This is a genomic window from Aquabacterium sp. T101 (assembly GCF_057219775.1).
In genome coordinates, this window is the sequence record NZ_JBXVVZ010000006.1 from 119,823 (window position 1) to 144,119 (window position 24,297).

Sequence of the window (24,297 nt, forward strand, 5' to 3'; positions counted from 1 at the left end):
ACGGCCTGGCAGTGATGCCAGGCCGTTGTCGTTTGCGCGTCGGGGCGATCGAACGGCCGAACTCGATCGCGGCTATCGGGGGCCGAGGGTCTCGGGCATCTGGGCTGCGATTCGACTGCCGATGTAGTGGGATCCGGAGACACCAAGGTGGTGATCGTCCCGGTAGAGCAGCACGCCGTCGTGCATGGCCTGGCAGCGGCCCTCGGGGCACACGTGTCTCCAGAGGTCGATCCGCCTCAGGGCCGGCACCTTGCGTGAGATCGAGTCGAGCGTCTCGACCACGGCGCGTCGCTCTCTGGCGTCGCGGTGGAAGGTGCACAGCTGGGCGTGCCTGACACAGGCTTCCACCGGGTTGTCCAACGTCGGTATGTCGTCAGCCGCGTAGACCGCCTTGCCTGAAGCGTTCAGTCGGGCCACCACGTCGGCCAGTCGGGGCTGCAGGTGTTCCCAGGGCTGGGCACCCCGGAAGGCCAGGACGATGGTCCGCACCGAGGGATGGTCGACGATGCGGGGGTCAAGTGCATCGGCGGGGGTGCGGAGGTAGTACGCGACGTTGAGATCGGGCAATGCCGCAGCCAGACCCGGAAACAGATGTTCGGCGTGGCTGTCGCCCACCAGTGCAAGGTCGACGTCTGGCCCCGGCTTGCTCTGTCGGCAGCGGACGTAGCCGCGCCACTTGGGGGCCTCGGCCGCGAGCGACGGGTCCGCACAAGGATGAAAGGTCTTCTCCACGAGCTCGTGGAAGCGCCGTTGACCCAGGTCTCCCGTCACCCCGCGTGCAGACATCAGCATGCCGTCACCGTCGAACGCCGCCAGACCCAGGGCACCCACCAGGGCCAGCGACCGCAACAGCAGGCGCACCGAGTAAGCGCGCAGCTTGCCATGACGGATCGGATGTTCCACGAAGCGGTAGGTCAGCCACGCCAGCACGAAGGCCGTCGCGACCAGGGCGAAACGATTGGCGAGCTCCGGCTCGCGCCCTTCTAGGATGCGGGCATACGACAGCAGGGGCCAGTGCCAAAGGTAGAGGGGGTAGCTGATCAGCCCGATCCACACCAGGCCAGGTGTCGAGAGCATCCTGCGATTGGGCCAGGCCTGCGGCCCCGCCAGGATGACGAGGGATGTGCCCAACACCGCCGGAACGGCCGCCAGGCCCGGGAAGCGCTGGTGCGCGTCGAGGCCGACGATGCTGGTGGCGATGAGCAGCAGGCCCAGCGTCGAGATCAGAGCAGGTGAGCGCACCGCGGTGCTCGCACCTTGGCGTCGGGCGACCAGTGCCAGCAGTGCGCCGACCAGCAGTTCCCAGACGCGCTGATGCGGCAGGTAGAACGCCGCGGCGGGGTCTGTCCACACCGTAAGGGCGTTCCACACCAGCGACATCGCCATCAGCGACAACGTTGCCCAAAGCAGTCGCCAACGCCGAAGGGCGGCCAGCAGCAGGGGCCAGACGAGATAGAACTGCTCTTCGATGCCGAGGCTCCACAGGTGCAGCAACGGCTTGACCTCGGCGGCCGTGTCGAAGTACCCGGTCTCGCTCCAAAGCAGGAAATTCGACGCGAACAGCGCGGCGCCCACCACGTGTCGACCCAGTTCCTCGAACTCCGAAGGCAGCAGGACGAGCCAGCCCGCGGTATAGACCACGGCGATCACGACCACCAGGGCCGGAAGGATGCGCCGGACACGGCGGGCGTAGAAGCTGCCCAGGCTGAACGACCCGGCCTCGAGCTCGTCGACCACGATCCCCGTGATCAGGAACCCGGACACCACGAAGAAGACGTCGACTCCGGCGAACCCGCCGGGCACCCAGCTTGCGAAGGCATGAAAGCCCACCACCGCGAGCACGGCCAACGCTCGCAGGCCGTCGATGTCGGCTCGATAGTGAGGGCTTCGCTCGGGCGTCATGCGCCGGCATTGTCCCTGCGAACCCGCCATCGGGCGGGTGCTTGCATTCGACCTTGCATGACCGTTTAGCAAGCTTTCGTTCCCAAGTTCGCAGTTCTGCAGCGCGATGGTCACAGTGCGCCCCCTATGCCGCACTGCGCCGCTTGCCGCGAAGGTCGCCTTTGCGTGATCGATCGTTCCGCTTCTGAGGAACGATCGTCATGGGCCGTGTGCGACTTCGGCACGCTCGGCGGTGCACCGTTGGGCCTTCCGGGCAATCCAGCGCAGGCCACGGTTGATCGATGTACCTCCGTCATGGAGGACACATGCTGACTCATCGTTTCCTGGCGCTCGTCGTCGTGTTCGCGATGCCGATGGCCTTGCCGCTCGCCACCCAGGCGGCGGTGCGCATGGGGCCCGCGGAAGTCGTCGTGGCCGACCGGCTGCTCGTCGCGGCCCGCGACGCTGCGGGGCGCCACCCGGGCACGCAGGCCGCGCAGTGGCAGTCGCAGGCGGCGGCCCACGACCTGGCCGCCGCGGAGCGTCGGCGCCTGCCGCGGCCGTCGGTGGCCTTGACCACCAGCCAGGGCACCACTTCCACCGAGGCGCGCCTGACGCAGACGCTGCACGACTGGGGCGGCACGCAGGCCCGCATCGACGCAGCCGGCGCCCAGGTGAGCGCCGCCGGGCAGGGCGTGCGCGAGCACGAGCGCGCCGTCGCGCTCGACGTGATCGAGGCCTGGCGGGCCTGGGCGGCGTCGGGCGTGCGCGCCCGCGCGCAGGCCGCGGGCCTGGTGCGGCTGGTGGACTACGAGCAGCGTGCGCAGCGAAGAGGGCAGGCGGGCTTCGGCAGCGACGCCGACGTGGAACTGGTGCGGTCGCGCGTGGTGCAGGCCCGCAGCGACGAGGCCTCGGCCCTGGCGACGCAGGCGGCCGCCGCCGCACGCCTGCGCGGGTTGGGCGTGGCGTCGCCTCCGGCGATGGAGGCTGGTCCGCGCCCGGCAGACGGTGCCGTTGGCGACCGACCCACCGGTGTGCCGGTCGATAGCCGTGCCGCTGCCGTGGCGGCGCCGCCCGACGCCGCGCGGCTGGCCGTGCTGATGGCGCAGGCGGTGTCGAACTCGGCGACGCTGGCGCGGTTGCGCGCCGAGGCTGCGTCGGCCGACGCATTGGCACGCGCGGCGCAGGCCGAGCGCTTCCCGGTCGTCAACGCCGTGGCTTCGCATCAGCGCGCCGACGGGTCGTCGGGATCGGCGTCGTCGTCGCGCCTGCTGCTCACGCTGGAGTACGCGCCCGCGGCCTGGGGCGGCGGCGGCGACACGGCGCGCGCCGCGGTGTCGCGCGCGGCCGCTGCGCGGTCCGCGCTGGACGCTGCGCTGCAGACGCTGACGCGCACCCTGGAGTCCGAGCACGAGCTGCTGCTCGGCCTGGCGGGCCGCTGGCCCAGCGACCAGGCCGCGGTGGCTTCGGCCGATGCCGTGCTGCGCTCGTTCGAGCGCCAGTTCGACGCCGGCCGCAAGAGCTGGCTCGACGTGCTCAATGCCGCGCGCGAGCTGACCGTGGCCGAGTTGGGCGCTGCCACGCTGCAGGTGGAGCTTTGTGCCGCGTGGGCCCGCCTGGCCGTGCTGGCGGAGCTTCGGTCCGCCGCGGAGGCCGCGTTGTGACCGGCCTGCACACGCCGCCGACCACCGGCACTTCGGCACCGCAGGGCCCCGGCCCCTGGCGCGAGCTGCTCGCCGCGCTGCTGCAGCGTCGCGACATCTTCGCGCAGGTGGCCGTGGCCGCCTTGCTGGCCAACCTGCTGGCGCTCGGCACGTCGCTCTACAGCATGCAGGTGTACGACCGCGTGATCCCGTCGCAGGGCTCGGCCACGCTGGTGGTGCTCACCGTGGGCGCGCTGCTGGCCACGCTGTTCGAGCTGGTCGTGCGCCACGTGCGGTCGCTGCTGCTGGAGCGGCTGAATACCGGGGTGGACCAGGCCCTGGCGCAGTCGATGTTCTCGCGCCTGCTGGCTGCGCGCCTGGAGGCGCTGCCTCCGGGCAGCGGGCAGCTGTCGTCGCACCTGCGCAGCATGGACCAGGTGCGCGGCTTCGCCACCGCGATGGTGCTGTTCGCCATCTTCGACGCGCCGTTCGCGCTGATGTTCGCGCTGTTCATCGCCGCCATCGGCGGGCCGGCGCTGGCCGCGGTGCCGCTCGGGTTCCTGGTGCTGGCGCTGCTGTCGGGCTGGGTCTGCAAGCACCGGATCGAGGCGCAGGCGGCCGACGGCTTCGGCGCGCAGAGCGCGCGCACCGGCCTGCTGGTCGAAGCCATCGCCGCCATGGAAACCCTGCGCGCTTCCGGCCGCGGCCGCGACTTCACCGCGCGCTGGGGCCAGCTCAGCACCGACTGTGCCGACGCCGACGCGGCCGTGCGGCGCGGCAGCGAAGGCGTGCAACTGTGGGGCGCCTGGATGCAGCAGCTGAGCTACGTGCTGCTGGTGGCCAGCGGCGCGCTGCTGGTGGCGCAGGGCGAGCGCCTCACCATGGGGGCGCTTATCGCCTGTTCCATCGTGTCGGCGCGCGTGCTCGGCCCGGTGGCCGGCATCCCCACGCTGCTGGTGCAGTGGGCCTATGCGCGCGTGGCGCTCAAGGCGCTAGACGCCTTCCACGCCTTGCCCGTGGAAGGGCAGGGCGCCGAGCGCCTGTTGCAGCCGGCGCGGCTGGCGGGCCACTGGCGCACTGCCGGCCTGCGCTTCGCCCACCCGGGCCAGCTGCGCACGCTGGACGTGCCCGACCTCGACATCCGCCCCGGCGACCGCGTGGCCGTGCTGGGCCCGGTGGGCAGCGGCAAGTCCACCCTGATGCGGCTGCTGGCCGGCATGGTGCAGCCCACGCAGGGCCATGTGCTGATCGACGGCCTGGCCTCCGACCAGATCGACCGCGACGCGCTGCGCCGCGCCGTGGCCTACATGCCGCAGGACACGCGGCTGCTGTCGGGCACGCTGCGCAGCCATCTGCTGGACGGCCTGGAGCCTGCGCCCGACGAGCAGCGCCTCATCGACACGCTGCGCCTCACCGGCCTGGACCACGTGGTAGCCGGCCATCCGCTCGGGCTGGAACGCCCGCTCGGCGAGGGCGGGCGCGGCCTGTCCGCCGGCCAGCGCCAGATCGCCGCGCTGACACGCCTGCTGCTGCTGCAGCCCACGGCGTGGCTGCTGGACGAACCCAGCGCGTCGATGGACGACGCAGCCGAGGCGCGTGCCGTGGCGGCGCTGCGGGTCCGGCTCGGCGCCGACCACACGCTGGTGGTGGCCACACACCGGCCGGCGTGGCTGGCGCTGGTGTCGCGCGTGATCGTCGTCACCGCCGACGGCCGCTTCGTCGTCGGCCCGCGCGACGAGGTGCTGCGGCCGCCCGCGCGAGGCGGCGCCCCGGTGCGAACTGGGGTCGCGACTCCGGCGGCCACCACAGCGGCCACCACAGCGGCCGCGGCCCATGCCGCGTCGACCGCCACTCCCTCACTCGGGCCCACCGCGCCCGCAGCCCGCCATGTCGCCTGACACCCCCCGCTCCACCCCCATGGACCGTGCCTCGGCCAGCCCGCGCCGCCTGGCGTGGCTGCTGGTGGCCTGCGTGGCGCTGTTTGCCGGGCTGGTGGCCTGGGCGTCGCAGGCCCCGCTGGAGCAGGTGGCCCGCGCGCGCGCGCAGGTCATCGCCAGCGCCCGCACGCAGGTGGTGCAGGCCGCCACCGACGGGCAGATCGTCGAGGTGTCCGTGCGCGAGGGCCAGCACGTCACCCGCGGACAGCGCCTGGTGCAGCTCAACCGCGCCGAGGCCGAGGCCGCCGTGGCCGACAGCCGGGCCAAGGTGGCGGCCCTGCATGCCGCACTGGCGCGGCTGCAGGCCGAGGTGATGGGCCGGCCGCTCGTGTTTCCGGCGCTGGCCCGGGCCTACCCCGCCTTCGTCGACAACCAGCGTCTGCTGTTCCAGCGCCGCAAGGCCGCGCTCGACGCCGAGGTGGACGCGCTGTCGCGCAGTCTCGCCCTCACGCGCGAGGAGCTGCATCTCGCCAGCGGGCTGCTGACCAGCGGCGACATCGGCCGCGCCGAGGTGCTGCGCCTGCAGAAGCAGGAGGCCGAGCTGCTCGGCCAGATCAACACGCGGCGCAACCGCTTCTTCCAGGACGCGCAGGAGGCCATGACCAAGGCCGAGGAGGACCTGTCCACCCAGCATCAGGTGCTGGCCGAGCGCGAAGTGCAGCTCGACCGCATGCAGGTGCTGGCGCCCGCCGACGGCCTGGTGCGCAACATCCAGATCACCACGCCCGGCGCGCGCGTGCGCCCCGGCGAGGTCATCCTCGAACTGCTGCCCACGGTGGGCCTGCAGGTGCTGGAAGCCAAGCTGCTGCCGGCCGACATCGCCCATGTGCGCCAGGGCACGCGCGCCGCCGTCAAGCTCGACGCGTTCGACTACACGGTGCACGGCGTGCTGCAGGGCGCGGTCGCCTACGTGAGTCCCGACGCGCTGCAGGAGCGCACCGCCCAGGGCGACCAGAGCTTCTACCGCGTGCTGGTGGAAGTGGACCGCGCGCACCTCGAACAGCGCAACCGCGACGAGCGCAACAAACCCATCCAGCTGCAGGCCGGCATGTTCGCCACGGTGGAGTTCATCGTCGGCGAACACACCGTCCTGCAGTACCTGGCCAAGCCGCTGATCAAGACCACCGGCGAGGCCCTGGGCGAGCGCTGAGCGTCGCCCTCGCCCTCTTTCTTGCCCCCAGACAAACACGTTCCCCCAGGAGAGCCCCATGAACGACATCACCGCCCAAGCCATCCTTGCCGCCGCCGCTGCCGAGGACGCTGCGCAGTCCGCCGCGCAGGCTGCACCGGCCGCAGAAGCTGGCGCCGTGCCGTCGCCCGCAGCCGAACCCGCGCCCGCGCCCGCCGGGCACTCCGGCGCGGCCCGGCGCCGCAAGGAGCGCGACGACGAAGCGGCGGACGCCGAGCGCGCCCAGGACGACGCGGCCGCTGCCGACGGCACAGACACCGCTTCGGTTGCCGCGTCCGGCGCTGCTACGGGTGACTGGGGCTCGCTGCCGGCCGCGTCCGACCTGCTGGCGCAGGCGGCCGTGCCGTCCACCGCAGCCGCGGCACCGACATCGGCCGGCTCGAACGCCCCCGACGCGGCACCTTCCGGCCCGAGCCTCGTGGACGTGCTGCTCGGCGCCGTGCCGCTGGCCCTGGTGGCTGCGGCCGCCGGGTCGGATACCGACGATGCGGACACCACGCCGCCGACCCTGACGGTCAGCGCCGCCACGCTCACGCGCGACACCACGCCCACGATCAGCGGTACGACCACCGGCCTGGCCGATGGCGCCACCGTCAAGGTCGAAGTCGTCAACGCATCCGGTGCCGTGGTTCAGACGCTCACCCCCAAGGTGGGCGCCGACGGCCGCTTCACCGTGGACGCGGCCACGTTGGCCGACGGCACCTACACCGTGCGCGTGAGTGCCAGCGACGCCGCGGGCAATGCCGCCACGCCGGTCACGGCCAGTGTGCAGGTGGACGCCACGCCGCCGACCGTGACGGTCAGCGCTGCCGCACTCACCAGCGACACCACGCCCGCGATCAGCGGTACGACTACCGGCCTGGTCGATGGCGCAACCGTCAGGGTCGAAGTCGTCAACGCCCAGGGTGCCGTGGTGCAGACACTCACTCCCAAGGTGGGTGCCGACGGCCGCTACGCCGTGGACACTGCCACGCTGGGCGACGGCACCTACACCGTGCGCGCGAGCGCCAGCGACGCGGCGGGCAACCCGGCCACGGTGGTCACGGCCACCGTGGCCGTCGATACCACCCCGCCGCGCGTGAGCATCGACGCGCCGTCGCGGTCCGTGTCGGCCACGCCCACCGTCACCGGCACCACCGATCTGGCCGACGGCGCCGCGGTCTCGATCCGGCTGCAGCGTGCCGATGGCTCGGCCACCGACTCCACCGTCACGGTGCGAGGCGGCCAGTTCTCGCTGACCGTGCCCACCGCGCTGCCCGAGGGCAGCTACACCGTCACCGCGACCGCGGTGGACGCTGCCGGCAATCGCGCCACGGCCAGCGACACCGGCACCGTGGACCTGATGGCCCTCAGCGGCACCGTCACCGCCGGCCCGGTGGTCGAAGGCCATGGCCTCACCGTGACCGCCTACGCGGCCGACGGCAGCGTGCTCGGCAGCGCGCCCGTGGCGGCCGACGGCAGCTATCGCATCGTGCTGCAGCAGCCCTATGCCGGCCTGATGCTCGTGCGCGTCTCCGACGCCAACGCCGCCGCCGACTATCGCGACGAAGCCAGCGGTCAGGCGCAGGACCTCACGGTGGACCTGCGCGCCGTGGCGCAGGCCGACGGCTCGCAGGACCTTGTCGTCAACGTTACCCCCGCCACCGAGCTGGTGGTGCTGGGCCTGGGCCTCGCGGCCGGCGACAGCGGCAACGCGGCGGCCCAGTTGGGCCAGGTGAGCATGGCCCAGGTGAGCGCCGCGCAGGGCGCCGTGCAGTCGGCGCTGGGTCTGCCCGACAACTTCGTCTCGGCCTCCGTGGTGCCCACCGTGCGCACCGACGGCAGCGCCAACCCGCAGGCCAACGTGTACGGCCAGGTGCTGGCCGCGATCTCGGGCCTGTCGATCACCCAGGGGCAGCCGGTGGGCGGCGTGCTGGCCGGCCTGCAGCCCGAGGTGGGCGACGGCAGCGTCGGCAGTGCCGCGGCCATCGGCCTGGTGGGCGCCGCCGTGGTGGCCAACGCCGACGCCACGGCCGTGGGCAGCGCCCTCGGCCTGAACGCCGCCGACGCCACCACCCTCGTGTCGGCCTGGTCCGCCGTGATCGGCGCCACGCGCACCGAAGGCGTTGCGCCCACCGCAGCCGACCTGGCCGTGCTGGGTGTGACGGCATCGGCCACGCCGCAGGCGCTGGCCCTGGTGGTCAGCGCCATCCAGGGCCGCAGCGATGCCGAAGTGGGCACCGTGGCGGCACTGAACGCTCTGGCCGGCGCGGCTGCCAACGTGGTGGCTGCGGCCCAGGGCGAGGGCGAGCTGACCGTGCAGGACCTGCAGTCCCTCGGCGTGGAGGGCGTCAGCGCCGACAACCTCGACATCGTGGCGCAGGCCCTGGCCAACCTGGGCGTGGCGCAGTTGCCCGCCAGCGTGGAAGCGCTCACCGAGGTCGTTCAGATCGTGGTGCAGGACACCACCGCCCCCGCGCTGACCGTGGACGGCACGCTGGGCACCGACAGCGGCAACGCCGCGAGCGTGGGGCCGGGCGGCGTCACCCGAGACACCACCGTGGTGGTCAGCGGCAGTGTCAGCGACGCCGGCGGCGTGGCCAGCGTGCGCGTCTTCGACGGCGCCACGCTGCTTGGCACCGCTGACGTGGCGGCCGACGGGTCGTGGCGCTTCACCACGCCGGCCCTGAGCCATGGCACGCATGCCATCAACGTGCAGGCGACCGACCTGGCGGGCAACGTCAGCACCTCCACGTCCATCGCGTTCACGGTGGACACCGAAGCGCCGACCGTGACGGTCAGCGCCGCCGCGCTCACCCGCGACACCACGCCCACGATCAGCGGCACGACCACCGGCCTGGCCGAGGGTGCCACCGTGACGATCGAGGTGGTCGATGCAGCGGGCGACGTGGTGCAGACCTTCACGCCGACCGTCGGCGCGGACGGCAGTTACACGGTCGACGCCGCTGCGCTGGGCGACGGCGCCTACACCGTGCGCGTCAACGCCAGCGACGCGGCGGGCAACGCCGCCACGACGGTCACGACCAGCATCGAAGTGGACGCCACGCCGCCGACCGTGACCGTCAGCGCCGCTGCGCTCACCCGCGACACCACGCCCACGATCANGCGCCTACACGGTGCGCGTCAACGCCAGCGACGCGGCGGGCAATGCCGCCATGGCCGCCACGGCCAGCATCGAAGTGGACGCCACGCCGCCGACCGTGACGGTCAGCGCCGCCGCGCTCACCCGCGACACCACGCCCACGATCAGCGGCACGACCACCGGCCTGGCCGAGGGTGCGAGCGTGACGATCGAGGTGGTCGATGCAGCGGGCGACGTGGTGCAGACCTTCACGCCGACCGTCGGCGCGGACGGCCGCTACACGGTCGACGCCGCTGCGCTGGGCGACGGCGCCTACACCGTGCGCGTCAACGCCAGCGACGCGGCGGGCAATGCCGCCACGACGGTCACCACCAGCGTGCGGGTGGACACCACGCCGCCGGTCATCACGTCCGAGAGCACGGTTCCGGGGCTGGAGAACACCGACTTTTCGCACGTGCTGTCTGCCGCCGACGTGACGAGCGTCTCCTGGTCCATCGTCGACGATGCGGCCACGCAGGGCGGCCTCTTCGAACTGGTGGAAGGCAACCGTCTCGTGTTGCGAGACGGTGCCCAGCCCGACTACGAAGGCCGGTCGAGCTACACCGTCAAGGTGCGGGCCACCGACACCAGCGGCAACACGGCCGAACAGACGCTGACGATCAACGTCGAGAACGAGCTCGAAGGCACCGGCATCGCCAGCGTCTACGTCACCGACCCCGCCAACCTGATCAACGCGGCGGAGTACGCGCTGCGCACCAACCCCACCGCCACGCTGGCCGTGCGCGGCACCGTCACCGGCGAGTACCGAGAGGGCGACCAGGTGTATGTGGTCACGACCCTTGGCCGCTATTCCGGCGACGTGCAGGCCGACGGCAGCTTTACGGTGAACGTGAACGCGGCCCATCTGGTGGCCTCCACGGTGTACGTCAGCGGCTCGGAGGGGTGGGTACCGGGCGTGAGCGTGGAATTTGACGCCACCGGCAGCGACGGCGTCTTGGTGAGCCCGGCCACGGGCACCACGGTGCGCTTCACCGTCGACACGGACGCGCCCGCCCTCACGATGGACGACCTGCCCGACACCCTGGCCGCCAGCGAGTTTGCCGTCACCGGCACGGTAACCGGCGCGCCCGGGGCCACCGTCACGGTGGACATGGTCAACGCTGCGGACGGCACCACGCGTTCGTACACCGGCACGGTGGGCGAGGGCGGTCGCTACAGCGTCGACATCACCGACCTGCCCGGCGGCAGCTACACCGTGTCGCCCCGCGTGGACGATCTCGCCGGCAACCCGGCCCCGGCCACGTCGCAGACCATCACGATCCCGGCGTTCTTCATCGAGGCGCTGGACAGCCCGTACGGCTTTGCCACCACGATGGGCGAGAACGAGGCCGGCTACGGCGTGGTGCTGTCGGCCCGATCCGACGCCAACGCTGCCGGCACGGCGCCCACGCTGGAGATCTGGGGCGGTGCGGACGCCAGCAAGTTCGAGCTGGTCAATGAGGGCGGTGTGCAGACCCTGCGCTTCAAGGCCGACGCCTTCGGCCCGGCCGGCACGTTGCCGGACTTCGACGCCTATGCCGACGCCGACGGCGACAACACCTTCGAGGTGATCGTGCGGGCCACCGACGCGGAGGACGCGCACGTGGACCAGACGATCACGCTGACGCTGACCAATCGCGGGCCGGTGTTGGCACTGCGCCCCGTGAATCCAGAGACCGGCGAGCCAGTGGAGCAGCCCCCGCTGTCCGCATCGACGCCCAGCGGCACGGCGAACTTCCAGGCCGAACCCGTTGGGGGGAACCTCGTCACACTGGCCTGGGACGATGTGCGCAATGTCTCCGCGGGCTGGCAGGACAAGGGAGACGGCGACTTCCCTGGGGTCCGGGAAACCGACTTCCCGGCCTGGGCCCTGACCGGTGCGGTGAGCGCGACCGATGCCCAGGGTGCGGAAGAGACGCTGCTGCATTTGGCACTTGCCAAGTCGGGAGACAGCTATCCCGCCCTGAGCGTCACGCTCAATGCCGACGCCTGGGCCTACCGGTCCCTGGCGGCCGGCGAGACCCTGTCGCAACACGTGGACCTGTGGATGCGCCAGGAACTCGGCGACGCCGCGCATGTCGGCGAGGTGTCCCGCGCCCGCAGCACCTGGACCCTGGTGGGCGTGAACGACGCGCCGGAGGTCGCCCGCACGGCCACCGACAGCGTGGCGACCGGCGTGCGCGAGAACGATGCCACCGCCGTGACGCTGACCTACGCGGCCCTGCTGGCCGCCGTGGGCGCCACCGACGTGGACGGCGACGAAGAGCTGGCCGCGCTGCGGGTGGTGTCCGTGGGCCTGGGCACGCTGCGGGTGGACGACACCGACTACGCCGCTGGCAGCGTGCTGCCGCCTGACCTGCGCATCACGTCCGCCAGCACCGTGCAGTGGATCCACCCCGGCGCCGACAACGACGCCAACGGGCTGCTGACCGCGTTTACCGTGCAGGCGGTGGACACGGCGGGCCTGGCGTCGGCCGCCGCCGCCGTGCGCGTCGACGTGGCCGCCGACAACGACGCGCCCCGCGCCGCCGACGACACGGCCTCGGGCGCGGCCAACGCGTCGCAGATCGCCGGCAACGTGATCACGGGCCGCGACGGCGTGGGGGTGGACACCGACGTGGAGGACGCCACCGACGCGCTGCGCATCGCCGGCGTGCGCTTCGGCGAGGGCGCTTCCGCAGTGAGTGCCAGCCCGGGCGGGAGCCTGCCCGGCGCCTACGGCACGCTCACCCTGGGCGCCGACGGCGGCTACGTCTACGTGCCCGGCCCCGCCGCTGCAGCTTTGCCGCGCGGCCAGCAGCGCACCGACGTGTTCACCTACACCGTGGCCGACACCAACGGTGGCGGCCTCACGGACGAGGCCACGCTCAGCATCACCGTCACCGGCGTGAACCACAACCCGGTGGCGGCGAACGACACGGCCACCACGCAGGAAGTGGCCAGCCCCTGGTCGCCGACGCCGGTGGAAGGCAACGTGATCCTTGGCGCGTCGGGTACCGGCGCGGGGGCGGACACCGACAGCATCGACGGCGACACGCTGACCGTGCTGGAAATCACCGCCATCCATGACGAGAGCACCTCGACGCCGGGCACGGTGAACCCTGCCGGCAGCGAGGATCCGGTCCGCTTGCAGGGCACCTACGGCTCGCTGACGATGTACGCCGACGGCAGCTACACGTATGAGCTGGACAACGCCAACCCCACGGTGAACGCGCTGAACACCACCAGCGAGGCGTTGGAGGACGTGTTCGAGTACCTCGTGGGGGACGGGCACGACGGCAGCGCCACGGCCCGGCTCACCATCCGCATCAACGGCGCCGACGACGCGCCGGTGGTGACGGGCACCTACACCGGTGCCATCACCGAGACCGCGGCGCCCAGCGCCGGCCTGTTCACGACGGGCACGTTCACGCTGTCCGACCCGGACAACGCGACGCCCACCCTGGACACCTCGCGCACCTACGAAGGCACCTACGGCGCGCTGACCCTCACGCGGCAGGCCGGCACTGCGACCTACGACTGGACTTACACCCTCAACGCCCACGCGGACACCCTGGCGGCCGGGGTGACGGCACCAGACGTGATCGCGCTCACCTTGAGCAGTGGCGAGACGCTCAACGTCACCATCGCCGTGACGGGCGTCGACGACACGATGGTGGTCACCGGTGCCAGTGGCTCGGTGACCGAGGACACCGCCTCCACCGGCGGCACGCTGGTCGTGTTCGATCCCGACGCCCCTTCGGGTTCGGAGCCGACCATCGTGGCCGGCAGCCAGACCACCCGCTATGGCACGTTCAGCATTGCGGCCAATGGCGAGTGGACCTACACGCTGGACAGCCGGGCACAGGCGCTGACGTCAGGCACCTTCGACGACTCGGTGGAAGTCGATCTTGGCCATGGGCTGAGCCAGACCATCGCGCTCACGGTCACGGGTGTCAACGATGCACCGACGACGGTGGCGGGGCCGGTCATCGTCAGCGGTACGGAGGACACCGTGGTGACCCTGACCCTGGCCGACCTGCTCTCGCGGCTCTCGCCCAGCGATGTGGACGGGACGGTGAGCCGATTCACGGTGGGTGCCGTGAACACGGCCTCTGGAACCTTGCGGATCGGCGCGACGGCGGAGACGGCGACAGCCTTCAACAGCAGCACCAACAATGCCATCACCGCCGACTTGAACGCGTACTGGACCCCGGGTAGCAACCACAACGGCACGCGCAACATGTTCACCGTGCGAGCCGTGGACAACGAGGGCGCAACGTCCAGCCTCGTTCAGCTGCAGGCCAATCTGGCGTCAGTCAACGATGCTCCGAGCATGAGCCTTGTGTTCTGGGACGACTACTCCACAACCCCCTACGACCCCACCGACCCGGCCATCGCAGGCAACCCGGTGGCCTACCTGATGTCGGGTGGGGCGTATCCCGGGGACCCCGAAAACAACAGCATCACCCGCATCAAGATCTCTATCACGTCCGGTCTGGATTCGGAGAACGACACGCTGGAGGTTACTGCGGCGTTCATCAATGGCGACATCCCTACTCTGAGCATCGTCGACAACTTCAACATCACGGTGTACGACCCCGATGCAGAGACCAATCTGGTTGGGCCGGGTGAGCTGCTCATTGAGACCAAGCCAGGTGCCACCATCAATTACAGCGACTGGGGCACGGTGCTTTCACTCGTCGCTCTGCGCTCGCAACCCGGGGCTGCCGCAGGGGACCGTGTGTTTCAGATCGAGGTGACGGATGCGCCAGGAGGCTCCCTCACGCCACAGACAACCGTGGTCACGAGCCACGGCGGGTCGGCATTCGTCGTCACGGTAGCCGCATCGGTGGCAACCGCCTCGCCGCTGGAAGCGCCTGAGATGGCGGCGGCAGAAGGCGTCGCGCAGCCCGATCCCGCGGCAGCCCAACCCGCCTCCGACGAGGCGGGCGCCTCGGCCACGACCGACGGAAGCAGCGCCTCGGATGCAGGCACCCGCATCGACGACCTGCTCGTGGCCCTGGCCGCGGCCGAACCGTCGTCGTCGTCCCTGCATACGCCGGACCCCGGCTCCGAAGCGGTGTACCCGGACCCGTTCCACTACTGGCGCACGCCGGACTCGGCGGGCCTACTGGTGTAGCGCGCCTTCGCGGGCCGCAGCCAGTTCGCGGTCGAGCGTGCGTCGCAGCACGCTCGGCCGCGTGGGCTTGAGCAGCACGGCCATGCCGGCGTCGTGCGCCAGGCGCTCGGTGTCGGTGTCGATCGAGCCGGTGACCAGCACCGCGCGCAGGCCGCCCAGCCCCGGGCGGGCGCGGATCGCGCGCGTGACCTCGATGCCGTCTTCCGGGCCCAGGTCGTGGTCCACCAGCAGCAGGTCGGGCACCACGGGTGCGCCGTCGCCCGCCAGCCGGGCCAGCAACTCGGCGCTGGTGGCCCCTTCCACCGTGCGCAGACCCCACCGGTCCAGCAGGCGCAGCAGGGCGGAGCGCACCTCGTCGTTGTCCTCCAGCACGGCCACCAGGGCCGGGTGCGCGGCCGGCGTGGCGGCGTCAGCCGGCCCGGCAGGCCCGGACGCGCCGGTGCCGGCGGGTGCGTTCGCCACGACCGCCGGTGCATCGACGCGCGGCAGTTCCACCGTGACGGTGGTGCCGCTGCCCACGGTGGAATCGATGCGCAGCGCATGGCCCAGCGCCTGCGTGGCGCGCTGCACCACCGACAGGCCCAGCCCCAGGCCCTGCTCCTTGGCGCCGTGGTCCAGCCGCGCGTAGGGGCGCAGCATGTCGGGGATGCGGTCCTTGGGGATGCCCGGCCCGGTGTCGCGCACGCGCACCTGCACGCCACCGTCGGCGCCGGGCGCCATCTCCAGGTGCACCGCGCCGCGCACCGTGTACTTGCAGGCGTTGCCCACGAGGTTGAAGACGATGCGGCGCAGCAGCTGCGGGTCGCTGCGCACCCACAAGCCGTGGCCGCTGCGCTCGAAGGCCAGGCCCTTGCGCGCGGCCTGGGCCCTGAACTGCAGCGTGGCCTCGTCGAACAGCATGTCCAGCGACACCGGCTGCAGGTTCACCTGGGGCTGCGCGGACTCGAGCTGGGCCATGTCCAGCAGCGACGACAGCATGCCGCCCAGCACGTTGGAATTGCGCCGGATGTCCTGCACCACCGCGGCGTCGGGCCTGGCGTCGCCCGCGGCCACCTCGGCCAGCAGTTCGAGCGAGTGCGCCGGTTGGCGCAGGTCGTGGCAGGCCGCGGCCAGGAAGGTGCTGCGCGACGCGTTCAGCGACTCCAGCTGGCCATACAGCTCGGCCAGCCGCCGCTTCTGCTGCACCTGCCGCCGGTACAGCAGCGCCAGCGCGCCCAGCACCAGCACCGTGGCCACCAGGCCGAAGCCCAGCAGGTTGCGGCGCGCGGTGAGCGCGTCCACGCTCAGCTGCAGCCGCTCGCTTTCCAGGGCGCGCACCTTCACCTCGTGCTGCACCTGCAGCTCGGCCAGTTGCCGGGTGTGGTTCTCGACGATGCGGCGCTGGCTCATCTCGTAGAGCTGCTTGGTCTCGGCCAGCGCCTGGGCATGGTCGCCGACGCGCTCGTACACATAGGCGCGCACCTCGGCCATGCGGCGCGAGAGCTTGTCGTCCGTCTTGCCGGCGAACAGCTGCTCGGCCTGGCGCAGCGCGGCCAGCGCGGCACCCCGGTCGGGCGGGGTGAGCATGGCGTTCACCTCGGCCACCCGGATGGCGCGCAGGCCCGCGTCGTCCGGCGTCTCGCCGGTGCTGAGGGCCGCGTCGCGCGCCAGCAGGGCCAGCACGTCGCGCGGGCGGTTCAGCCCCGTGTACACGTACTGCAGCGCATCGAGTGCACCGACCTCCAGGTGGTCGTCGCGCACCCCCTGGGCCACGGCGATGGCGCGCCGCAGCGGGGCTTCGGCCTCGGCGAACCTGCCGGCGCGGTGGTACACGGTGCCCAGCGCGATCAGCAGCCGGCCGCCCAGCGCGGGGAACTTCTCGGGCGGCGTCCACGCCAGGGCCTCGCGGGTCTCGGCGGCGGCCTCGTCGGCCTTGGACGGGTCCTGCGTGGTGATGAAGCGGCCGTTGGACGTGTTGATCATCGCCACGATCCAGGCGCGGCAGGTGGCGGACGCGTCCTGCAGCGTCAGGGCGGACAGGAACGGCTCCATCCGCCGCGCGTCGGAGACCTCGTACTTGACGAGGTTGCCGTGCAGGTACTTGCCCAGGCAGCGCGCCGTGGGGTCGCCGGCCTGTTCCAGCAGGCGGGCGGCCCGGGCGAGGTGATCGTCGCGCTTCTGCCGGCTGCCCTCGGCCGTGCGGTTGGCCAGAAAGTCCGTGGCGGCCTTCAGGGTGTGAAGCAGACCGTGCAGCGCCTTGTCGCCCTGCTGCTCGGCCAGCAGCAGGCCGTCGTCCAGGCGCGGGCGCAGCAGCCGCAGCGCCTCGATCCGGAACAGGGCCCGTACCGCCAGCGTGCGCAGCGCCGACAGCCGCACCATCGGGTCGGGCGAGGCCCAGCCGCGATTGAACTCGTCGGGCGCGGCGGCCAGCACCGCGGGCATGTTGCCCGACATCTGGTCGAGCGCCGGGCGAAGGTCGAACGGCGACTGGGCCCGCGCCGGCATCAGGCCCCAGGGCAACACCCCCATCAGCAGCAGCACCGCCAGCCCCCGGGCAAGGCGTGTCCGCCAGCATCGGGCGGTCATGCTGGCGTGGGGCTGGGGCATGGCGTCTCCCTGGCTCAAGTCGGCGTGAGCCGAACTTGTACCAAAAAGTAGCCTTTTCGTGCCGCTTCTACGGCTCTTTGACCCGCACGGGGGCAGGCAGCGCCAGGCCGCGCCGCGCCATCGCCTCGCGCACGCGGTCGGGCCGGTCGCTCACGATGCCGTCCACGCCCAGGTCGAGCATGCGCTCGATGTCGCGCGGCTCGTTCACGGTCCACGCCAGCACCTGGATGCCCAGCGCCTGGGCCTCGCGCACCTGGGCCGCGTCGAGGTCGCCGAAGTAGGACGACCAGTAGCGCCCACCGGCCGCATGCACCATGCGCGGCACGCTGCCGTGGTCGCGCCATTGCACGCCGGCCGTCCAGGCCGAGCCTTCGGGCCGGTCGGCGCCGACGTTGTCGATCCAGCGCTGCCGCGCGGTGATGTACACGGTGGCGATCTCGGGCGCTTCCTTCTGCACCACGGCCAGCGTGCGCCAGTCGAAGCTGAGGATGCTGCTGCGCCGCGCCAGCCCGGCGCCGCGCACGGCCGCGATCACGGTGCGCGTAAAGGCCTCGGGCGCCAGCGTGTCCTCGGGGAAGGCCGGATGCACCTTGGTCTCGATGGCCAGGCGCACGCGATCGTCGCCGGCGCGCTGCACCATCGCCAGCAGCTCGTCCAGGCGCGGGATGCGGGCGCCGTCCACCGGCTGCTGCTGCGGATACAGCGTGGCGTAACGCGTGCCAGGCTTGATGCGGCCCACGTCGTAGCGCTGCAGCTCATCGAGCGTCAGGTCGCGGATGCGCGGGCCCGGCGCGTCGATGAAGCGGCCGTCCGGCCCGCGGGTGAGGTCGGGGTTGAGCCGCGGATCGTGCGAGATCACGGGCACGCCGTCGCGCGTGATGGCGATGTCCAGCTCGAGCGTGGTGACGCCCAGTGCCAGCGTGCGCGCAAAGCCGGCCAGCGTGTTCTCCGGCCACAGCGCACGCGCGCCGCGGTGGCCCTGCAGGTCGATGCTGCGGCCTGCGCTCGCAGCGGCCGGGGCGGTGCCACCCGCCGGGCCCGGCCCTGGCGTCTGCGCCACGGCGCTGGCCGACAGCAGGGCCGCAGCAAGGGCGAGGCCTTGCCAGGCGGTGGCGCGGCGCAGGGCAGGGCGGGTGTCGTGATCGCGCATCGGGGCTCTCCTCGCGGCCATTGTGCGCCGCCGAAGTGACGCTTTTGGTCACCCGCCTGTTGCGATTGCAAACATTCGACGCAGCTTCTCGCACGTGTTCGCGCGCGCCGGCGTGGTGGCCGAACCGCGATTGGCGACAGGGTGTAAGGCCATGGTGGTTTGCAAACAAATTCACCGGTTCGCGCTTCGGCCTGCCCGCAATATGCGGCGCCGCAAAGGGTCTTTCGGCCTGCTGCGACTGCTTTCGATCACCGGACTGCACGAGAACCGACGACCACCGACGCGACTGCGATGAGGAACCTCTGGCCCTGGACCCAGCCCAAGACCGCCCACCCGGCGGCGGCGGCCGCGTGCGCGGCCGACGCAGGGCAGTGGCTGGTGCGCGAGGAAGCGGTCATGGGCACGGCGATCCGCGTCGAGCTGTGGTGCGACGACGCCGCGCGCGGTAGCGCTGCCGCCGACGCGGTGATGGCCGAGATGCACCGCATCGACCGCACGATGAGCCCGCACAAGCCGGACTCCGAGCTGTCGCGCATCAACCGCGACGCGCACCGGCAGCCGGTGGAGCTGTCGGCCGAGATGTTCCTGCTGCTGGTGCAGGCGCAACGCTTCTCGCAGCTGTCGCACGGCGCGTTCGACATCACCTTCGCCAGCGTCGGCAACCTGTACGACTACCGCGAGGGCACCGCGCCCGACGCGCAGGCCCTGGCCCGCGGCCGTGCGGCCATCGGCTGGCGCGGCATGGAACTCGACGCGCGCACGCGCAGCGTTCGCTTCACGCGCGACGGCATGCGCGTCGACCTCGGCGGCTTCGCCAAGGGCCATGCGGTGGACAACGCCGCGGCGATCCTGTCGCGGCACGGCATCCACCACGCGCATGTGGCCGCCGGCGGCGACAGCCGCGTCATCGGCGACCGGCGCGGCCGGCCCTGGCACATCGGCGTGCGCGACCCGCGCCGCGCCGACGCGCTGGTGGCGGTGCTGCCGCTGGTGGACACCGCCGTCTCCACCTCGGGCGACTACGAGCGCTTCTTCGAGCGCGACGGCGTGCGCCACCACCACATCGTCGACCCCGCCACGGGCGAGTCGCCGCGCAGCCTGCGCAGCGTCACCGTGCTGGCGGCCGACGGCCTCACCTGCGAGGCCCTGAGCAAGACGGTCTTCGTGCTCGGCATCGAGCGCGGACTGGAACTCGTCGAGACGCTGGAGGGCGTGGACGCGATCTGCGTCGACGCCACCGGCGCCTTGCATGCTTCGAGCGGAATGTCGGCGGGGCGCACGCCCGCACGGCATTGACAACACACAGACGTGCACAGGGGGTTGACCATGAACATGATCACGAGGCAATGGAAGATCGTGCCGGCCTTGGCCGCACTGGCCGCGCTGCTGGCCGGTTGCGGCAGCGGTTCGGGAGGCTCGGACACCGTCACGGTGAACGGGGACGTGGCGATCGCCTACGCCAAGCGGGCGAACACGCTGAACATGAACCCGACCGACGGCACGCCCACGGCGCCCGGCGGTGACCTCATCATCCGCGAGCAGTCCTCGCCGAGCGCCAACGAGATCAACGTCACCGCGTCGATCACCCAGGGCGTGGGCGACGTGTCCGATCCCGAGGTGTCGTACGACGGCCGCAAGATCGTGTTCTCGATGCGCTGCCCGACGGCCAACACGTCGACGATCGACGGCGGCCCGGCCTGCACCGGCCGCTGGAACATCTGGGAATACGACATGACCACCGGCGGCCTGGCCGGCGGCACGCTGCGCCGTGTCACGGCGTCCACCTCCGACGACGACGTGGACCCGGCCTACCTGCCGGCCGGCCGCGGCTTCGTGTTCTCGAGCAACCGCCAGACCCAGTCGCGCTCGCTGATCAACGGCCAGGCCGTGTTCGCGGTGGACGAGTACGAGCGCGAGCGCGTGCTCAACCTGCACACGATGACCGCCGAGGGCGGCGCCATCACGCAGATCTCGGTGAACCAGAGCCACGACCGCAACCCGGTGGTGCGCTCCAACGGCGAAATCATGTTCTCGCGCTGGGAGCACGTGGGCCCGCGCAACCGCTTCGCCATCTTCAAGTCCAAGCAGGACGGCACCGACATGTTCGTGCTGTACGGCGCGCACAGCCCGGGCAACAGCTTCCTGCACCCGCGCGAGATGGACCCCAACGGCCGCTACCGCGGCCAGGTGGCGTCGTCGTTGATGTCGCTGTCGGGCACCCGCGAGGGCGGGGCGCTGATGCTGATCGACATCGAGAACTTCAGCGAGAACACCATGCCGGCCAACCGCGCGGTCGTCGCCAGCGCCGGCCAGCGCCATCTGACCAACCTGCAGATTCCCGACGGCCGCGGCCTGTCGCTGGTGGGTCGCGCCACGACGCCCTACCCGCTGTGGGACGGCACCGACCGCATCCTGGTGTCGTTCCGCACCTGCGAGGTCACGCGCGACGGCGTGGTGATCCCGTGCTCGCGCCTGACGCAGGCCGAGATCGAGCGCCTGAACAGCGACCGCACCATGGAGGACGAGGCCGCCGATCCGGTGCAGGACAACGTGCCCCCGATCTACTCGGTCTACATGTACAACCCGGCCAACCAGACCTGGCTGATCGTGGCCGCGCCGCCGGCCGGCTTCATGTACACCGACCCGGTGGCGATCCAGCCGCGTCCGGAACCGGCCGCGCCCACGCCGACCACGATCGACCCGGCGCTGGCCGCCCAGGGCCGTGCGCTGATCGAAGTGCGCAGCATCTACGACACCGACGGCCTGAACCGCATGGCCGAAGCGGTGATCGCGGCGTCCGACCTGCCCGCCGGCTGCTCCCGCGCCATCGCGCAACGGGCGCCGATCGAAGCCGGTGACACCCGCTCGTCGATCGCCGACCTGGTGGCGATGAAGGACCCGGCCAACTCGGCCTACCACTGCTCGCCGGCGCGCTTCGTGCGGGCCACGCGCGCGGTGGCGCCGCAGCAGGGCATGACCGGCATGCGCGAGGCCATCGGCGAGACCGACTTCGAGCCGCAGCAGATCCTCGGCTACGCGCCGATCGAGCCGGACGGCTCGTTCAAGCTGTCGGTGCCCGCGGACACGCCGCTGGCGCTGTCGATCATCGACCACAAGGGCCGCGCGCTGCAGACCCACCTGAACTGGATCCAGGTGCGCCCGGGCGAGCGCCGCACCTGCGACGGCTGCCACAGCCCGCGCCGTGGCGCGTCGATCAACGCCGGCTCCACGGTCAACACCATGCCCGCCGCGCTGCAGCCGGCGCTGGCCGGCCAGCACCAGCAGGGCGAGACGATGGCGTCGCTGCGCACCCGCGTGGACCCGGCGGCGCTGAACCTGCTGTCGGACATGATGTTCTCCGACATCTGGGCCGACACCAGCCGCAACGGCGTCACCGCGCGTCCGGCGATCGCGGTGCGCTACACCGGCAATGCCAACCCGGCCGACGACCTGGCCACGCCGGCACCGGTCAACGGCATCATCAACTACCCGGACCACATCCAGCCGATCTGGAGCCGTGACCGCGGCGCCAACACCTGCACCGCCTGCCACACCGACCCGACGCGCCTGGACCTGCGGGCCACGATCTCGGGCGCCGGCCGCCTGACGTCGTACCAGGAGCTGCTGCTCGGCGACCCGGTGCTGGACGGCAACGGCCAGCCCGTCACCCGCATCCGCGACGGCGTGCCCGAGGTGGTGCGCGGCCCGGCGCTGGTGGAAACCATGGCCGGCGGCGCCGAGGGCCTGACGCGGTCGAGCCGCCTGGGCGAGATCCTGTTCGGCGAGACCCTCAAGGCCGGCTCGGCGGCGCGCACCGCGCACCCGAACCCGCCGAGCACGGCGCCCAACCACGCCACGCTGCTCAACGCGGCGGAGAAGCGCCTGGTCAGCGAGTGGATGGACCTGGGTGGCCAGTACTTCAACAACGTGATGGCCAGCAACAGCCCGGCCCGGCGCGCGACCGCGCTGTCGGAGACGGTGTTCAACAACACCGTGCTGCCGGTGCTGCGCAACCAGTGCGTGGCCTGCCACCAGCCGGGCCTGGGCTTCACCGGCAACCGCTTCATCCTGACCGGCAGCCCCGAGGGGGACTACAACGTGAGCCTGACGATGGTGTCCAACACCTGCGCCGCAGCGTCCAACGCGCTGCTGGCACGGCCGTCCACCGCGCCGCATCCGACCGGTGCCACGGGCCAGACGACACCGCCGCTGCCGGTGGGCAGCTCGGGCTACCAGGCGATCCTGAACTGGATCAGCGCGGGGTGCACGCCATGAGGTTGCGCGCGGGCGGATGGCGGGGCGGCGCGGCCGCCGCCGTGGTGACCGCGCTCGTCGCGGCCTGCGGCGGGGGCGGCGACAACCCGCTGGGCAATCCGCCCGACGTGCTGAACCCTCCGGGGGGCAGCGGGCAGTCGCTGTCCTTCGTGTACTACCAGCGCTGCATCAACCCGGTGATGGTGGCGCAGCTGAGCCTGCCCGGTGGCGGCACCGGCAGCTGCGCCAGCGCGGGCTGCCACGACAACACCAACGGCACCGGCGGCGCGTTCCGCACCGTGGGCACGGCTGCCGCGGTCGACCTGACCAACCCGGCCAACACGCCGGACGTGATCCGTCAGACCGAGATGTACCGGAATTTCTTCTCGGCGCAGGGTTCCACCGTGATCGGTGCCCCGTCGTCGAGCCGGCTGCTCAACAAGCCGCTGGTGCAGGGCACCCTGCACGGTGGCGGGCTGATCTTCGCGGACACCAACGATCCCAATGTCCGGCTGCTGCAGTACTGGATCAGTCGTCCCATGCCCCAGGGGCAGGACGAGTTCAGTAGCGCGGCGGCATCGATGTTCACGCCTGCCGACCCTCAAACCGGTACATGCAACACGCAATAAAGAATGCCCTGCGAGCCTGCTCCACGCTGCTCGTCCTGATCGCCCTGCTGCTGTTCGCCCAGGCGCCCGCGCGCGCCCAGGTCACCGAACGCGTGAAGGTGGCCGACCCCTATCTGGAGATGCGCACCGGCCCCGGTCGCGGCTTCCCGGTGCACCACGTCGCCGCGCGCGACGAGTGGGTGACGATCGAGATGCGGTCGACCGACTGGTACAAGGTACGCACCGACAGCGACACCGGCAACTCCAAGATCGGCTGGGTGCACCGGCGCCAGCTCGAAGCCACGCTCACCGTGGCGGGCGTGCCCAAGACCTTCCGCGACATCGCGCTGGACGACTACCTGACGCGGCGCGTGCAGCTCGGCGCGGCGGTGGGCCGGTTCAAGTCCGAGCCGATGCTCAAGGTGTGGTCGAGCTACCGCCTGTCCGACACGCTGAGCCTGGAAGGCACGATCGGCCAGGTGCAGGGCGTGTTCTCCGGCACCGACTTCTGGCACGTGAACCTGCTGGCCGAGCCCTGGAGCGACCAGCGCCTGTCGCCCTTCCTCGGCGTGGGCGTGGGCCGCTTCAACAACTTCCCCAACCAGACCCTGGTGGGCGCCACCGACACCAACGCCAACCTGTCCAACGCGACGATCGGCGTGCGCTGGTACCTCACCGAGCGCTTCGTCGTGCGCGCCGACTACAGCCTGTACACGGCCTTCGTGTCGGACCAGCGCAGCCAGGAGTTCCGCGCCGTCACCGCCGGCATCTCGTTCTTCTTCTACTGAAACCGCCCCGAGGTCCAC

General features: G+C 71.7%; 11 protein-coding genes and 1 pseudogene. 9 read left to right on the forward strand and 3 right to left on the reverse strand.

Annotated elements, in window-relative coordinates; translation table 11 throughout:
- Positions 1-72: 72 nt before the first annotated feature.
- Positions 73-1,902, reverse strand: coding sequence for an acyltransferase family protein (locus AC2EAQ_RS15190; protein WP_484645184.1), 1,830 nt, complete (start codon positions 1,900-1,902; stop codon positions 73-75).
- 305 nt (positions 1,903-2,207) lie between these two features.
- Between AC2EAQ_RS15190 and AC2EAQ_RS15195 the strand changes: the two genes are divergently transcribed.
- The 5 genes and pseudogenes from AC2EAQ_RS15195 (at position 2,208) to AC2EAQ_RS15215 (ending at position 14,893) form a co-directional block, all read left to right on the forward strand.
- Positions 2,208-3,545 (forward strand): TolC family protein, encoded by a 1,338-nt coding sequence (locus AC2EAQ_RS15195; RefSeq protein ID WP_484645185.1) that lies wholly within the window; start codon positions 2,208-2,210, stop codon positions 3,543-3,545.
- Positions 3,542-5,422: an ATP-binding cassette domain-containing protein gene (locus AC2EAQ_RS15200; RefSeq protein WP_484645186.1), complete on the forward strand. Its 1,881-nt coding sequence runs from the start codon at positions 3,542-3,544 to the stop codon at positions 5,420-5,422. Before AC2EAQ_RS15195 ends, AC2EAQ_RS15200 begins: the two co-directional genes overlap by 4 nt.
- A 19-nt stretch (positions 5,423-5,441) precedes the next feature.
- A complete protein-coding gene (locus tag AC2EAQ_RS15205) occupies positions 5,442-6,611 on the forward strand; it encodes a beta-barrel domain-containing protein (protein WP_484645187.1) in 1,170 nt (389 codons plus the stop codon).
- Between the two features lie 58 nt (positions 6,612-6,669).
- A pseudogene (locus AC2EAQ_RS15210) lies at positions 6,670-9,726 on the forward strand (beta strand repeat-containing protein); the annotation flags it as partial.
- Between the two features lie 79 nt (positions 9,727-9,805).
- Complete coding sequence (locus AC2EAQ_RS15215) at positions 9,806-14,893, forward strand: VCBS domain-containing protein (protein WP_484645188.1); 5,088 nt, start codon at positions 9,806-9,808, stop codon at positions 14,891-14,893.
- Here AC2EAQ_RS15215 and AC2EAQ_RS15220 read toward each other — a convergent pair.
- Positions 14,882-17,479: a hybrid sensor histidine kinase/response regulator gene (locus tag AC2EAQ_RS15220; RefSeq protein ID WP_484645189.1), complete on the reverse strand. Its 2,598-nt coding sequence runs from the start codon at positions 17,477-17,479 to the stop codon at positions 14,882-14,884. The genes AC2EAQ_RS15215 and AC2EAQ_RS15220 overlap by 12 nt on opposite strands.
- Positions 17,480-17,546: 67 nt before the next feature.
- Positions 17,547-18,629 carry a glycerophosphodiester phosphodiesterase gene (locus AC2EAQ_RS15225; RefSeq protein ID WP_484645190.1) on the reverse strand — a complete coding sequence of 361 codons (1,083 nt, stop codon included), beginning with the start codon at positions 18,627-18,629 and terminating at the stop codon, positions 17,547-17,549.
- A 291-nt stretch (positions 18,630-18,920) separates the two neighbouring features.
- Between AC2EAQ_RS15225 and AC2EAQ_RS15230 the strand changes: the two genes are divergently transcribed.
- The 4 genes from AC2EAQ_RS15230 to AC2EAQ_RS15245 are packed head-to-tail and all read left to right on the forward strand — an operon-like array spanning position 18,921 to position 24,279.
- Positions 18,921-19,925 (forward strand): FAD:protein FMN transferase, encoded by a 1,005-nt coding sequence (locus AC2EAQ_RS15230; protein WP_484645191.1) that lies wholly within the window; start codon positions 18,921-18,923, stop codon positions 19,923-19,925.
- A 30-nt stretch (positions 19,926-19,955) separates the two neighbouring features.
- On the forward strand, positions 19,956-22,904 hold the full coding sequence (locus AC2EAQ_RS15235; protein ID WP_484645192.1) for an HzsA-related protein: 2,949 nt from the start codon (positions 19,956-19,958) through the stop codon (positions 22,902-22,904).
- Positions 22,901-23,512, forward strand: coding sequence for a hypothetical protein (locus AC2EAQ_RS15240; RefSeq protein WP_484645193.1), 612 nt, complete (start codon positions 22,901-22,903; stop codon positions 23,510-23,512). The genes AC2EAQ_RS15235 and AC2EAQ_RS15240 overlap by 4 nt, the downstream gene beginning before the upstream one ends.
- A complete protein-coding gene (locus tag AC2EAQ_RS15245) occupies positions 23,497-24,279 on the forward strand; it encodes an SH3 domain-containing protein (RefSeq protein WP_484645194.1) in 783 nt (260 codons plus the stop codon). Before AC2EAQ_RS15240 ends, AC2EAQ_RS15245 begins: the two co-directional genes overlap by 16 nt.
- Positions 24,280-24,297: the final 18 nt, after the last annotated feature.